This window comes from Streptomyces krungchingensis (assembly GCF_054729265.1).
The window spans coordinates 5,675,114-5,689,196 of sequence record NZ_JBPUKY010000001.1; the positions used below are offsets into that span (position 1 = coordinate 5,675,114).

The following is a 14,083-nucleotide window of genomic DNA, read 5'->3' on the forward strand; positions in this document are numbered from 1 at the left end:
CCTGCGAGGCGAGCTGTGGACGTCGGGGGCTCCGCTCGTTTCGACGACCCCACGGAAAGTGTGATGACCAGCTCCGTTGCGGCATTCAAGCTGCATCCTGCGACCCAGCCCCCGCATCTTCTGAGCCGCCCCCGTCTGCTGCGCCGGCTTGACGCGGCGACCGAGCCCGTCGTGGTGCTCTCCGCGTCGGCCGGCGCCGGCAAGACGGTGCTCCTGACCGAGTGGTCGCGCCGCCTGGTGGCTCGCGGAGAGTGCGCCTGGCTCAGCCTGGACGCCTACGACAACGCCCCGGGCCGGCTCTGGTCCTGCATCCTGCGGGCGCTGCACCAGGTACTGCCGGATCTGCCCGCCCGCCTAGACGACGACGGGTGGACGGTCGATGCGTGGCTCGAGGAGATCCTGCCGAGTCTGGTGAGCGGACTGGGCGCGCACAGGCCGCTCACGCTGATCCTCGACGGATTGGAATCGATCACGGACGTCGACGCGGTCCGCAGCCTGGGGGACTTCCTGGCAAGGCTTCCCCACGGATTCCGCGTCATCGTGTCGACCCGGCACCTCCTCGGAAGTCCGCTGCCGGCTCTGCGCGCCCGGGGTCTGGTTGCCGAACTCGACCAGCACGAACTGGCCTTCACCCCTGAGGAAGCACAGGCCGTGCTCACCGGTCTGCTCGGATCCGCTCCGAGCGCGGAGACGTCGAGCGCGCTGTATGAGGCCACCGAGGGATGGGCGGCGGGACTGTGCATCATGGGGCGCGCTCTCGCCCGCTCAGTGAACGAGTCCGATATGGACAGGGAGTTGGCCCTCGGCAGGCAAGCGGTCTCCGAGTACCTGGCCGGCGAGGTCCTCTACCGGCTCACCACCGAGCAGCGCGAGTTCCTGCTGCGGACCAGTGTCCTCGACGAGCTGAGTGCCGGACCGTGCCAAGCCCTCGCCGGGGAGCAGGCAGGCGTGGTGCTGCGTGAACTCGCGCGGACCGTGCAACTGCTCGTACCCGCCGCCGATCCGTCGGCGTACCGGCATCACCGAGCACTGTCTTCGCTGCTGTCCGACGTTCTGATGTCCCAAGGGCCGGACACAGTCGTGTCCCTGCACCGGTCGGCGGCCCAGTGGTACGCCCGGCGGAGGGAGACGACCGCGGCCGTACGGCACTGGGTGCGTGGCGGCGATGAGCCCGCGGCCGTCGCGTCGGTTCTCGACGGCTGGGAGGAGGCGGTCTCGGCAGGCCGTAGTGCGGAGGTCTCGCATTGGCTGGACCTCTTGCCGCCCCGCATGGTCGCCGCCGACGGGAGATTGTGCGTTGTGGCGGCGATGGCAGCCCTGTCGGGGGGAGCCCCGGAAACAGCCCGGCGCTGGCTGGATGTGGCCCAGCTCAGGCACACGGGAGCGGAGACGGTCGGCGAAGGCAGCACGGTGTCCGATGCGGCAGCCGTCGCTCAGGCCGTGGCCTGCTATCTGAAAGGCGAGGTGCTGACCGCCGACCGTCTCGGCGAATCCGCCGTTGCCGGCACCATGCCGTTGACTTCCTGGCGTGCCCTGGCCTGTACGGCCCGGGGTACCGCTCTGCTGTGGACCCGCCGTTACGGGGAGGCAGAGGCGCTGCTCGGCGAGGCGACCCGTGACGCACACGCCGCCGGGCACGGTTTGGTGCTCGTCCGCGCGCTGGGTTTGCGGGCGGTGTGCGCGCTGCTGGCCGGACGGCACGAGCAGGCGCGCGTTCTGAGTGACGAGGCCCTCCAGGCGGCCGCGACGGCCGGTCTGGGCGGGCACTTCGTCGCCATGTCCGCCTACATCGGCCGGGCCGGCCTACTCCTCGAAGAGGGAGACATCGATGGGGCCGAACGGGCTCTGGCCGACGCGGAAGCGGTGCTGGCGGGCTCGCCCCTGGCCGGAAGCGAACCCCAAGTACGCGCCCTGTGCCATGTCATGCGGGCGCGGCTGGAGAATGCGCGACACAACACGGACGCGGCCCGGGAGGCCCGCGAGGCGGCCGAGCGGGCGGCGGCCCGGTGCGAGTCGCCAGGGGCACTGACGGATCTGCTCGGCCGAGTCGGCGAGGACACGCTCGTGACGCCTGCCGCCGCCGGTCCCCAGGACCTGTCGCTGGGGGAGCGCCGAGTGCTTCGCGCCCTGTGCGGACCGCTGACCCTGCGGGAGATCGCCTCCGAGCTCTATGTGTCCCACAATACGGTCAAGACACAGGTACGGGCCATCTTCCGCAAGCTCGACGCGCACGACAGGAGCGCAGCGGTCGCAAGGGCCCGGGAGCGCGGTGTGCTCTGACCCGGGCCCTCGAATTCCGCCTACTTGGCGTCCTGACGTCGGGCGTAGTCCGCCTGAGCCGTGTACGCGGTCTCCTTCTCCTCCTCCACCTTCTCGATGCCGCAGACCTTGCGCGCGAGGTCCGCCATGATGCCGCTCGGGGACATCTCCGCGCGCTTCATGGTGAGTGTGCGGATGGCCAGCAGGGGCGTTCCGTTGAAGTTCTCGAAGGTGCTGATGCGGTCGCCCCAGTCGGACAGGAACAGGTCGCGGATCACGCGGCTGATCTTCAGCCGGTCATGCGGCCTGCCGACCGGTCCGGTCTGCAGCGCCTCCAGCCACGGCCGCAGTTCGGGCCGCTGCCACTGCCCCTCGGTCGGGAAGATGAGCGAGGCACGACCGGCCAGGTCGACGATCTCGTGGGCCATCTCGGCGACGTTCTCGAGGTAGTACGCCCGCCCGAAATCGAACATCAGGACGTTCGGCTTATAGAGGCCGCCGGGAGTGTGGAACCCTTCCTCTTCGGAAGCGATCACATGTGCCTTGAGCGTCTGGTGGAAGCCGGCGAACCGGGAGATCCGGGTCTGGACCGGCGGCAGCTGGTAGGTGCCGATGTGCTCGGTGACCAGCAGGGCCAGACCGAGCATCAGCTCGGCGCGCACCATCTGCCGGACCAGGGCCTGGTAGTGCAGCCAGTCGAAGACGCGTTGCGGGTACAGCGACGCGTGCTTGGGGTTACCGATGTGGAACACCTGGTTCCAGGGGATGAACACGTCCTCGAACACGATGACGCTGTCCAACTCGTCACCCTGGGAGGCGAGCGGGTGCTCAACCTCCTCCCCGTCCCGGACGTTGCTCTCGCGGCAGATGATGGTGACGCCGGGGGTGTTGGGCTTCACCGCCCCGAAGATGATCTGCTCCGGCAGAATGCCGGGGCGGTAGAAGACGCCGATGTGGATCCAGTCACCGAAGGCCGCACCGGTGCCGATCGCCTTCACGCCCCGCACGGTGATGCCGTCGTCCGAGGTGCCGACCACCTGCAGGGCGGGGGACTCGGCCTGGGCGGAATCGCGTGAGCGGTCCGTCTGCGGGTCGACGAACGCGGGCGTCGTGTTGAGGTCGCCCTCGCGCACCAGGTTCCAGAAGTCGAGGATCCCCTTGGTCAGGTCCCTCCCATCGGTGCCGACGGCCTGGCTGCTCCAGGGCTCCGGGTCGTCGACGTAGGTCAGCAGCACGTAGTTGTTGACATCCGGGGTGCGCGGGGTCGCCCCGCCACCCGTTTCCCGCAGGACCGTCTCCATGTAGCGCCGCTTGCGCTTCAGGTCCTCCTTGGAGCGGTGCTGGAACCACGTCATGGACCGCCGGACGCCGTCCTCGTCCACGAACGTCATGACGTCCTGGAGGTCCGGGCGGTGGTGCAGGTCGTAGAAGTCCGCGAGGCTCCGGGCGTACGCCCGGGTCTTGGGGTGCGTGGCCACGTTGTCGACGAGTTCGTCGCCCACCCACACCGTGCGGCCGTCGTTCAGTGCTGCCAGGAATTCCTTGCCTGTACGCACGTTGTGCTCCTCTCCAGGGGCAATCCGGATGGCACGGAGCATGCGTCGCGGCAGGGTGAGACGACGGCGCACAACCGGTAATCACCCGGGTGAAAGCGGCGATCTCCGGGGGAGCGACGTTGAGGGCGGATGTGGCCGTGCGCCATGCTTCCCCCATGAGCAGCACAGACCCCGCCGACGGCCAGGCCGGTGGGCGTGGGAACCAGGCCATGACCGGGCTGCGCCTGCGGGGACGGGACCGCGAGATCATGGTTGTCCGTGAGGCCCTGGACGCGATTCGTGACGGACGGAGCGCCTGTGTCGTCGTGGAAGGCGCGTCTGGAGTCGGCAAGAGCCGGTTGCTCGCGGAGCTGGACGGGATGGCGCGGCGGTTCGGGTTCGATGTGGTGTCGATACGGGCCGATGTGCTCGACCAGTACGCGGCAGGAGCCGCACTGCTGTCCGCGTTGCAGTCCTCCGACGGTTCCAACCGAGCCGCCGCAGCCACCGACGACCAGCGGCTCTGGCTGCTGGACAGCATCACGGACGCTCTGGAGGACCGGGCTCAGCGCGCCCCGGTGGCCGTGCTTGTGGACGACGCGCAGTGGGCGGATCCGGCCACGCTCTTCGTGCTCCGCACCCTGCCTGGACGACTGGCCGCCTCGCGGGTCCTGTGGGTCCTGGCGGTCCGGTCGGACACCGAGCGACCGACCGTGGCCAGGGTGCGGGAGGACCTCGAACGCCTCGGAGCCCGATGGCTGACCCTCGGCCCCCTGCCACAGCAGGAGCTGCAGTACATCGCGGCCGATGTCCTCGGGGCGAGCCCGTCACCCGGTCTGGCCAGGCTCCTGCGCGGCGTCGGGGGTAATCCCTTCCTGGCGATTGAACTGGTGCGCGCTTTCGCCGACACGGATGCCGTCAAAATGGAGGCGGGCGAGGCGAGCCTCCTGCACGACGGCATCCCCATCACTTTCCGGCGGAGTATCGCCGGACGTCTGGACCGGCTCCCGGAAGACGCCGTGCGCCTGCTCCAGATCGGGTCGGTCCTCGGTCGCGAATTCGACCTCGGCACGGCCGCCCGAATGCTCGGCAGGCATGTCGGCAGCCTGCTGGCCGGCGTCGAGGCCGCCCTGAGCGCCGGTCTGCTCTCGGCGGATGGCCCGCGACTCGCCTTCCGTCACGACCTCATACGGCAGGCCGTCCACGAGAACCTGCCTCTGGCCGTACGGACCGCTCTGCACCGGGAGGCAGCCGACAGTCTGCGTGTCATCGGTGCACGATCGGCCGAGGTGGCCTGGCACGTCGTCATGTCGGGCGGCCCGGTCGACGACGATGCTGTGACCACGCTGTCCACCGCCGTACGGGAACTGTCCTCGTCGGCCCCCGACGCGGCTGCTGACTTGGCTCAGCGGGTCGCCGGACTGCTGCCCCCACAGGACCGGCGTCGCATCTCCCTGCTGACCGACGCCGCCAAGTACCTCGGCCGGACCCGCCGGGTTCACGAGGCGCTCGACCTGGTCGACGCCACTCTGCCGGAAGGTCTTGAGCCACTGCAGGAGGCATACCTGCGCCTGGTGGCCGCCGAGATCCACCAGGCCGCGGGCGACGACGCCGCCGCGATGACACACCTCCAGCAGGCCCTGGACCTTCCCGCGCTGCCGCCCCACGTGCGCGTCCGGCTGCTGAAGACCAAGGCGACGGGCCACGTGTACCTCGGGGACATCACCGCTGCCGAGCAGACCGACACCGGCCTGGTCGAGGCCGCCTACCAGAGCCACGATCCGGCCGTCGTCGTCAGCGCCATGGTGTTCCAGTCGCAGACATTCTTCTACCGCGGGCACCTGGCCCGCGCCCTCGAGCTTGCCGAGGAGGCCACCCGACGCGCCGGCACCCAGTCCGCCGCGCTCTACCTGCGGCCCCCGCGGATTCCGGCGCTGTGGCTGGCCACCGTGCTGACCAGCACCGACCGGCTCGCGGACACCGAGCGGATTCTGCGGGAGGGACAGCGCGAAGCGGAGGCGCTGGGCCTCGGCTGGTCACTTCCCCACTGGCATGCCGCCCGTGCGTGCGCACTACTCGAACAGGGAGCGCTGGACGACGCGGCCGTGGAGGCCGAGGCCAGTCTGATGGTGGCGGACGAGCTCGAGATCACTCTGCCGAATCCGCAGGCCCGCTCCGTGCTGGCATTGGTGGAGATCAGACGCGGTGACCTCGCCAAAGCCAGGGACCACCTCCGCGCCGCGGAAACCGGTTCCGGCACGAAAAGGCAGCGGTACGGTCCTTGGGTGTCTCTGGCGCGCGCCGGTCTGGCGGACGCGGAGGGCGAAGACGGCGAGGCGGCGGCGGCACTCACGGGAAGCTTCGCAAGCCGTGAGCCGACGCGGCTGCTTGCGGTACCTCTGTCCCACTGGCCCGGGATCGTGCGCATCGCGCTTGGGGACGAGGACCCTTCGGTCGCACAGGCCGTGTCCGGCGCACTGCGCAGCCTGACTGCACAGGACGAGAGCCGGCAGATCATCGGGGCGGTCCGCGCCCACGTGGACGGCCTGCTCGACCGCGACCCGCGTGCGCTGGAGTCCGCCATCACCGGCTACCGGAACACCGGCAGGCCGTTGGCCCTGGCGGCGGCGTGTGAGGACCTTGGCGAGCTCATGGCGGCATCGGCCGATACGACGCCGGCGATCCCGTACTTCGAAGAAGCGGGTCAGCTGGCGTCGGCCTCAGGAGCCAGGCGCGATCAAGAACGGATCAGGCGGCGCTTGCGCCAGCTCGGCGTGCGCACCGCCCCCGTGCGGAACCACACGGCCAGCCCTCAGGGGTTGGGAAACCTGACCGAATCCGAGCAGAAACTGATCCCGCTCGTCGTTCAGGGCCTCACCAACCGGGCCATCGCCGACCGGCTCTACGTGTCCGTGCACACCGTCAACACCCACATGAAGCACATCTTCACCAAGCTCGGCATCAACTCGCGGGTCGAGCTGACCCGGCTGGCAATCGAGCGGGGCACCAGCGCCGACGCGGCCGACTGAGCGGTGCACCCACCGCGAGGCACGGCGGCAATGATCCCTTGAATGGGTGACGCCCGGCTCCGGCACCGCCCGTGATGCTGGATGCAACGGCGTGGCCTCCGGAACGGCACCGTCATTCGCCCCGCCGGACCGCGACGCACTCGACTCCATCAGTGAGTTGATCACAATCGGACGCTTCAGCGACCGAGTCGTGCCGCTCGCGCACACCCGCGCCGCGTACGAGGCGCGCTCGAAAGGAGCACTGGCGTGGCAAGGCCGTCGCCCATGTCGCCGACCGATAGTCAAGCGCAGCCCAGAGCGGTCGGGCTCGGCGCTCCTGCCCGCACCGAGCGCGGATACCGTGGCCAACTCCGGGCTGCTGTGACCGCGAGCGCGGCCCCGCACGGATACACACTGGCACTGTGGACCGCCACCGCGGTGACGTCGTCCGAACAGGGCGCCCCAGGGGCAGCTGAAGTCCTGGCGCTCCTTGCCGGCGCGACGCTCGCCTTCGTCGCGTCGGCCGCTGCCGCCCACGGAACTGCCCCCATGACGCCGGACTCGTCCGCCCACGCCGGCACGCGGATCTGGGCGGCCTTCCATCTGCCCATGGCGGCTTGCGCCGCGCTGGTCAGCCTGCTGCTGACACAGTGCTGCTCAGGGCCCCTCTTGTGGGGGCTGGTCGGCACGACCACGACTGCCGTGTACCTACTGGGTGTCAGCGCCCAGTTCCTCTGCTTTGCAGTTCGCCATGACACCCAGCAGACACAGACACTCACCCACCAGAGGTTCACCACCCCCCTCGCGCTCGACCCCGCAGCCCAGGACCTTCTGTTCCGGCAGGCGGGGACCGTCAACTCCTTCGCCGACGAGCCAGTGACGGACGATCAGATCGAGGCCATCTACGACCTCATCAAGTACGCCCCCACCTCGATGAACCAGCAGCCTCTGCGTATCGTGCTGGTCCGATCCGGCCAGGCGCGCGAGCGCCTGGCCAAGCACCTGTCCGAGGGCAACCGCAACAAGACCGCGGCAGCCCCGCTCGTCGCCGTCCTCGCCGCGGATCATGAGGTCCACGAGGAACTGCCCAGCCAGTTCCCGCACCTCCCACAGGCCAGGGATCTCTTCGCTGAGCGTGCCGTGCGCGAGCGGTCCGCGAATCTCAACGCGCTCCTCCAGGTCGGCTACTTCATCATCGGCGTCCGCGCCGCCGGCCTGGCCGCAGGGCCGATGACCGGCTTCGACCCCGAAGGCATCGACAAGGAGTTCTTCAGCGACGGCGAGCACTCGGTCCTCGCCGTCGTCAACATCGGCAGGCCGGGCGAGAACGCGCGGTGCATACGCTCCCCACCCCTGACGTACGCGCAAGTGGTCACCACCGTCTGATCCAAGGGCGACGGTTGGTCGGCTGCACCCACGTCAGTGCCCATACGTGACCGCGTCAGCGCGCCGCCGGATGAACTACGCGGTCACCAGAGCCCCCAAGTGCACAGCATCGCGGGTTCGGTTCCGCGACGCTCCTCCAGGCTCCGGCTGATCAAGCGGCACGGCTGCAGCTCATCATCGCGGAGAATCATTGGTGCAGGCGGCGGGCAGCGCTCCTGCCCGCTGAGCCGCTCCGGGACATCCGGCCCGTGTCGCGTTTGCGGAACACCTGGCTTGAGTCGGCCCACGCCGCCATGGCGATCCTCGCGGCCGTCGAACTGCTTCCTGCCTGGCGCAGATCTGCCTGGCTCGGCACGTCCAGGCGAAAGCCCCGCCCAACTCCAGGTTTGCACTGGCGACTTCGCATAGCGCAGGCAAGCGAGTGGTACAGGTCGCCCAAATACCGTCTCGCGATTTGAGACGGTTGGTCGCCGTGAAGATCGAAGACCCGCCAGCAACCCCTCCGATTGGGCGCTTCGCCTCGACTTAGGGCGCGGAGGGGCGCGCCATCCTCAAATTGGACTAGACAACAAACAAACCCCAGACCACTGGCCTGGGGTTTCATCATGGAGCGGGTGACGAGAATCGAACTCGCGCTCTCAGCTTGGGAAGCTGATGTTCTACCATTAAACTACACCCGCGTAAGACGCCGATTGAACCGGTGTCGAATGCTCGCTCACTGTACCTCATGCCTGGCCCCCGGCGCTGAAGCCGCGGGGCCCGGTCGCGTTTTCGGGGGGTGGATGCGGCTGCGGGCGGCCGGAGTTGGGGCGTACGGTGGAGGTGAGGGAGAGGGCCCGCGCGGGACCGGAGTGCCGCCTGGAGGGCCGTCCCTTTCATCCCGTAATGTGGCTTTCGTCGTCAGTCAGACGCGCTCTTGGGGAAGGGACTCTGAGGACTTGATGGAGCACACCGTCGTCCGTTGTGCCGAGGGGCACGTGTTCAGCACCGCTTCGTTCCCGATGCAGCAGGCCGAGCGGCTCGGCCCCGGCCGGCTGGTCCGGTGTCCACGCTGCGCCCGGCTCCGCAGTGTGGTGCCGGTCGCACTGGAGAAGCGGTAACGAGCAGGACGGGCGCGCGGCGTCATCACGATTGTGGTGGCTCCGCGCGCCTTGCGTATCCTCAGGGCGTGCTTCTCTCAGACAAGGACATCCGGGCCGAGATCGACGCCGGGCGGGTGCGGATCGATCCCTACGACGAATCCATGGTGCAGCCGTCGAGCATCGACGTGCGGCTCGACCGCTACTTCCGGGTGTTCGAGAATCACCGCTACCCCCACATCGACCCGTCGATCGAGCAGGCCGACCTGACGCGGCTCGTCGAGCCCGAGGGCGACGAGCCGTTCATCCTGCATCCCGGGGAGTTCGTGCTCGCCTCGACCTACGAGGTCATCTCGCTGCCCGACGACCTCGCCTCGCGCCTGGAGGGCAAGAGCTCGCTCGGCCGGCTGGGCCTGGTCACGCACTCCACCGCCGGGTTCATCGACCCCGGGTTCTCGGGCCACGTGACCCTCGAGCTGTCCAACCTCGCGACGCTGCCGATCAAGCTGTGGCCGGGCATGAAGATCGGGCAGCTGTGCATGTTCCGGCTCAGCTCGCCCGCCGAGTTCCCGTACGGCAGCGACCGGTACGGGTCCCGCTACCAGGGCCAGCGCGGGCCGACGGCGTCCCGGTCCTACCTGAACTTCCATCGGACCCAGGTGTGAGCGGCGAGGACGTGAGCGAGATCGGTCCCGTACGGGAGAACCTCACCTACGAGCAGTTCGGCAGCGCCGTCCGCGAGCTCGCCCAGACCATCGCCGACGACGGGTACGAGCCGGACATAGTGCTCTCGATCGCCCGCGGCGGCGTCTTCGTCGCCGGAGGGCTCGCCTACGCCCTCGACTGCAAGAACATCCACCTGGTGAACGTCGAGTTCTACACCGGCGTGGGCACCACCCTGGACATGCCCGTCATGCTCGCGCCGGTCCCCAACGCGATCGACTTCTCCGACAAGAAGGTCCTGATCACCGACGACGTCGCCGACACCGGCAAGACGCTCAAGCTGGTGCACGACTTCTGCGTCGAGACCGTGGCCGAGGTCCGCAGCGCCGTGATCTATGAGAAGTCCCACTCGCTCGTGAAGTGCGAGTACGTGTGGAAGCGCACCGACGACTGGATCAACTTCCCGTGGAGTGTTCTGCCTCCGGTACACAGGTCGGGCGAAGCGGCCAAGGCGAACAAGGAAGCTCTCTGACCCGCGCGGACTGAGTGCACCGTACGGGTCCCCGCGCCGGCCGGGTTGTGCGGTGGAGACGTGGGAACAACCGCGCGGTGAACCGTTGGCCAACGCCGTAGGCTCCCTCCGGACGATCAAGACTCCGTGGGGGGACATCCATGCGCACAACCACGCGCCTCGCCTTGCTCGGCACCAGCGTCGCGCTGGTCGCCACCGCGACCAGCGCCACCGCCGCCCAGGCCGAGGACGGCGGCGCGGGCGACATCACGATCGACAAGGTCGTCGTCAACGGCGGCAAACCGGTCGTGGTCGGTACCACCAACGTGGTGTCCGCCAAGGTCTCCGTGACCGCGTCGGACGATTCGGGCATCGCCAGGACCACGTACATCAGCGCCTCCGGTCCGAAGCCGAACTTCGCGCAGATCTGGTACGACGACGGCGACATCACCTGCGTCAAGGCGAGCGCCACCACGTCGACCTGCACGGGCACGCTGACGTTCGACCCGCAGGCGTCGACCGGGTTCGTCGACAACGGCGCGGCGGCCACCTGGAACCTGGCCACGCTGGTCTCCGCCAACGACTACGACTACATCCACCGGGACGCGGCCACCACGTTCAAGGTGCAGCGCTACTCGAAGCTGACGGTCAACGCGTCGCCGGAGCCGGTGAAGAAGGGCCGGACCATCACGGTCACCGGCAAGCTGTCCCGGGCCAACTGGGAGGACAACCTCTACCACGGCTACACGGGCCAGTCGGTGAAGCTGCAGTTCCGCAAGAAGGGCAGCACCACCTACACCACGGTGAAGACGATCAAGACCGACTCGACGGGCAACCTGAAGACGACCGTCACCGCCTCCACCGACGGCTACTTCCGCTACAGCTTCGCGGGCACGGCCACGACCCCGGCGGTCAACGCGACCGGCGACTTCGTGGACGTCCAGTAGCCGACAGGTCGGCCGCGCGGGCACATGAGTGAGGGGCTCCCCGGATGATCCCGGGGAGCCCCTCTCCCGTGTGTGCGTGGGGTGCCGGCCCGCTAGAACGTGCCCAGCTTGACGATCGACAGGATCGCGATGAGCTGGATCGCCGACGCGGCCAGGGCCTTCGGCCAGGGCAGGTCGTGGGAGCGGCTGACCATGAGGGTCAGCAGGGCGCCCGCCCCGATCCAGGTCGCCCAGCCGAGCAGCTGGACGAAGGAGGCGTCGCCGCCGAAGAACATGGCGACGACCAGGCGCGGGGCGTCCGTGATCGACATGATCAGCATCGACAGGCCGACCGTGGGCTGCCATGCGCCGTCGCCGCCGAGCTGGCGGGCCAGGGTGTGGGTGACCACGCCCAGGATGAAGGTGCTGATGACGATGGCGACGGCGGTCGTCAGGACGATCGGGACGGCGTTCGAGAGGGTCGCCTCGATCGCGTCCTCGCGTGCGCCGTCGAAGCCGAAGACGGCGATCAGACCGTAGAGGAACGTCACGATGAGGGCCGGGGCCCACATCGTGTAGTCGCGCATCTGCAGGAAGGTCTGGTTCGGGGCCGTCACGATGCCCCTGAGCAGGTCCTTCCAGTGCAGCCGGGGCCCGATCGGCGGGGCCGCCGCCTGGCCGGCCCGGTAGGTCTCGCCCTGGTTGTAGGGGTCCTCGCCGATCGAGAAGGCCTGGGTGTGACCGGGGCTGTTCGCCGCGTACGGGTCCGGGCCCTGCTGGGGGTGCCCGTCACCGAAGTACTCGGGCTCGCCGTGGCCGCCGTGGGCCTGCGGCCAGCCGCCCTGCTGGCCGCCTCGGTACTGCTGGCCGCCTCTGTACTGCTGCTGGCCCCCGTACTGCTGCTGCGGCGGCGCAGGCGGGTAACCGTACGGCTGCTGCCGGCCCTGGGGGCTCTGCTGTCCGTACGGTGCTTGGTGTTGTTGCGGGCGCGCCTGCGGGGAACGGTTGTCCCGGGCGCCGCGTCCGATCCTGAATCCAGCCACGTCTTCGAACGTACCTGCTCCCGGGGATCGACGTGCGCGGCCCGGGGCAACGGGCCCCGCATTGGGGCCGACCTGTGACATCCCTTAAGGGGGATCGACGGGCACCCCTTACGGGGGGTGCCCGTCGCCCGACATGCCCTAGCGCAGCAGGGCGAAGCCGAACCGCGGGTAGCCCGTCGTCGGGACGCCCACGGACGACGGTCCGAAGCTGAGCGCGTTCTTCGTGGTGATGCCGGAGGACGAACCGCGCAGGACCCACAGGCCGCCGTCGGCGTCGTTCTCGCCGTCGGCGCCGATCGCGAGGTCGGCCCGGTGGTCGCCGTTGAGGTCGGCCAGACGGACGGCCTTGCCGAACTGGTCGGTCTTCTCCGCCGTGCCGGGGACGCCTTCGGTGTTCTGGGTGAAGCTCTTGACCCCGGTGGTGGACAGGCCCGACGCGGCGCCGCGGAACACGGTGACGCTGCCGGCGAGGACCGCGGAGCCGATGTCCTCGTAGAGCGCCGACACGGCGAGATCGCCGCGGCCGTCACCGTCGATGTCGTCGATGGACAGGGCCGAGCCGAACCAGTCGCTGTCCTCGGCGGCGCCCGGTACGCCGGGGGTGTCCTGGTCGATGGTCTGGCGCGGGGAGGATCCGAGGCCGTCGGGGCCGCCCAGGTAGGTGCTGATGGACCCGCCGTCGCCCGGCCGTACGTCGTCCGGCTCCGCGCTCGCGACGAGGTCGTCGTAGCCGTCGCCGTTGAGGTCGCCGACGGCCGTCGAGTCCCAGTTGTCGTTGTCGATCGCGCGCTCGAAGGTGAGCCCGGCGGACGAGCCGCGGTAGACCAGGGTCCCCTCGAAGATCGTCTCCGGGTCCGGGTAGTAGGAGCCGCTCAGCACGAGGTCGTCCGTACCGTCGCCGTTCAGGTCGCCGGCGGCCATGGAGTGCGGGCCGCCGATCGGGCCGCTCTGCAGGCCGGTGACGACCTGGTAGCGGGACGCGGGCCCGGATGCCTTGGTGAAGCCGCCCTTGTGGATCGCGACGTCCTTGCCGTCGCCGGCGACGGCGAGATCGGCCCGGCCGTCGCCGCTGAAGTCGCCGACGGCCAGGGTCCGTCCGTACCGGTCGTGGGACGAGGGGGCCGGGTCGGAGACGGTGAGGCCGCCGGAGAGGCCGTTCTTGCCGCCCCAGACGATGACGGCCGTCCCGCCGTCGACGTCGCTGCCCACGTCCTCCCGTGCCGCGCCGACCACGAGGTCGGCGTATCCGTCGTTGTTGAGGTCGCCGGAGGCGAGGGAGGTGCCGAACTCGTCGTTCTTCTCCGCGGTGCCCGGGATGCCGCTGGTGTTCTGTGTGACGACCGTGCGCCGGGAGGCGCTGATCCCGGACGCGGAGCCGTAGTTGACGACGACGGCGCCCGCGTAGGCGGCGCCGCCCACGGTGGCGTACGGCGCGCCGGTCACCAGGTCGCGGTATCCGTCGCCGTTGAAGTCGTCCGCGTACTTGGCGGGGGCGGCGGAGGCCGGGGTGGTCAGGGTCAGGGGTGTGAGGCCCGCCGCGAGGAGGGCGGCGAGCGCTGCCGAAGTGCGTATGCGCATCAGGTCAGTTCTCCAGGTGAACCGTGCGGATCGTGGGGACCACGTCGGTCGGGTGGGCAGTGCGGGCAGTGCGGGCCCGTTGGCCCGCATGGCCC

General features: G+C 69.5%; 8 protein-coding genes, 1 tRNA gene and 1 pseudogene. 6 read left to right on the plus strand and 4 right to left on the minus strand.

The genetic code is table 11. The features are described 5' to 3' along the window. Window positions 1-63: 63 nt before the first annotated feature. A complete protein-coding gene (locus ACSYGO_RS25040) occupies window positions 64-2,280 on the plus strand; it encodes a LuxR C-terminal-related transcriptional regulator (protein WP_460387706.1) in 2,217 nt (738 codons plus the stop codon). Between the two features lie 20 nt (window positions 2,281-2,300). On the opposite strand, the gene ACSYGO_RS25045 is transcribed toward ACSYGO_RS25040, so the two are convergent. After that, window positions 2,301-3,815, minus strand: a complete 1,515-nt coding sequence (locus ACSYGO_RS25045; RefSeq protein WP_432172928.1) for a 4-hydroxyphenylacetate 3-hydroxylase family protein — start codon at window positions 3,813-3,815, stop codon at window positions 2,301-2,303. 155 nt (window positions 3,816-3,970) lie between these two features. Between ACSYGO_RS25045 and ACSYGO_RS25050 the strand changes: the two genes are divergently transcribed. Continuing rightward, window positions 3,971-6,823 carry a helix-turn-helix transcriptional regulator gene (locus ACSYGO_RS25050; RefSeq protein ID WP_426676941.1) on the plus strand — a complete coding sequence of 951 codons (2,853 nt, stop codon included), beginning with the start codon at window positions 3,971-3,973 and terminating at the stop codon, window positions 6,821-6,823. A 780-nt stretch (window positions 6,824-7,603) separates the two neighbouring features. Next, window positions 7,604-8,188, plus strand: a pseudogene (locus tag ACSYGO_RS25055) (malonic semialdehyde reductase); the annotation flags it as partial. 606 nt (window positions 8,189-8,794) lie between these two features. Here the strand turns inward: ACSYGO_RS25055 and ACSYGO_RS25060 are convergent. Then, a tRNA-Gly gene (locus ACSYGO_RS25060) sits at window positions 8,795-8,868 on the minus strand. 488 nt (window positions 8,869-9,356) lie between these two features. Between ACSYGO_RS25060 and dcd the strand changes: the two genes are divergently transcribed. From dcd to ACSYGO_RS25075, 3 genes are all read left to right on the plus strand, one after another. Next, a complete protein-coding gene (gene dcd, locus ACSYGO_RS25065; protein WP_426676940.1) occupies window positions 9,357-9,932 on the plus strand; it encodes a dCTP deaminase in 576 nt (191 codons plus the stop codon). Window positions 9,933-9,952: 20 nt separating this feature from the next. Further along, entirely contained in the window at window positions 9,953-10,462 is a 510-nt protein-coding gene (locus ACSYGO_RS25070) for a phosphoribosyltransferase (RefSeq protein ID WP_426677213.1), read from the plus strand. Window positions 10,463-10,602: 140 nt separating this feature from the next. Then, window positions 10,603-11,388, plus strand: a complete 786-nt coding sequence (locus ACSYGO_RS25075) for a single stranded DNA-binding domain-containing protein (protein ID WP_432172929.1) — start codon at window positions 10,603-10,605, stop codon at window positions 11,386-11,388. A gap of 92 nt (window positions 11,389-11,480) precedes the next feature. Here ACSYGO_RS25075 and ACSYGO_RS25080 read toward each other — a convergent pair whose 3' ends face one another. After that, entirely contained in the window at window positions 11,481-12,491 is a 1,011-nt protein-coding gene (locus tag ACSYGO_RS25080; protein ID WP_426676938.1) for a Yip1 family protein, read from the minus strand. 57 nt (window positions 12,492-12,548) lie between these two features. After that, the gene (locus ACSYGO_RS25085; protein WP_432190181.1) at window positions 12,549-13,988 is read right to left on the minus strand and encodes an FG-GAP-like repeat-containing protein; all 1,440 of its coding nucleotides are present in this window, start codon (window positions 13,986-13,988) and stop codon (window positions 12,549-12,551) included. Window positions 13,989-14,083: the final 95 nt, after the last annotated feature.

Bases quoted from the DNA above. Each gene is read 5' to 3' on its own strand.
- ACSYGO_RS25040 (WP_460387706.1), top strand. From the start codon at position 64: ATGACCAGCTCCGTTGCGGCATTCAAGCTGCATCCTGCGACCCAGCCC.
- ACSYGO_RS25050 (WP_426676941.1), top strand. From the start codon at position 3,971: ATGAGCAGCACAGACCCCGCCGACGGCCAGGCCGGTGGGCGTGGGAAC.
- ACSYGO_RS25075 (WP_432172929.1), top strand. From the start codon at position 10,603: ATGCGCACAACCACGCGCCTCGCCTTGCTCGGCACCAGCGTCGCGCTG.
- ACSYGO_RS25080 (WP_426676938.1), bottom strand. From the start codon at position 12,491: ATGTCACAGGTCGGCCCCAATGCGGGGCCCGTTGCCCCGGGCCGCGCA.
- ACSYGO_RS25085 (WP_432190181.1), bottom strand. From the start codon at position 13,988: ATGCGCATACGCACTTCGGCAGCGCTCGCCGCCCTCCTCGCGGCGGGC.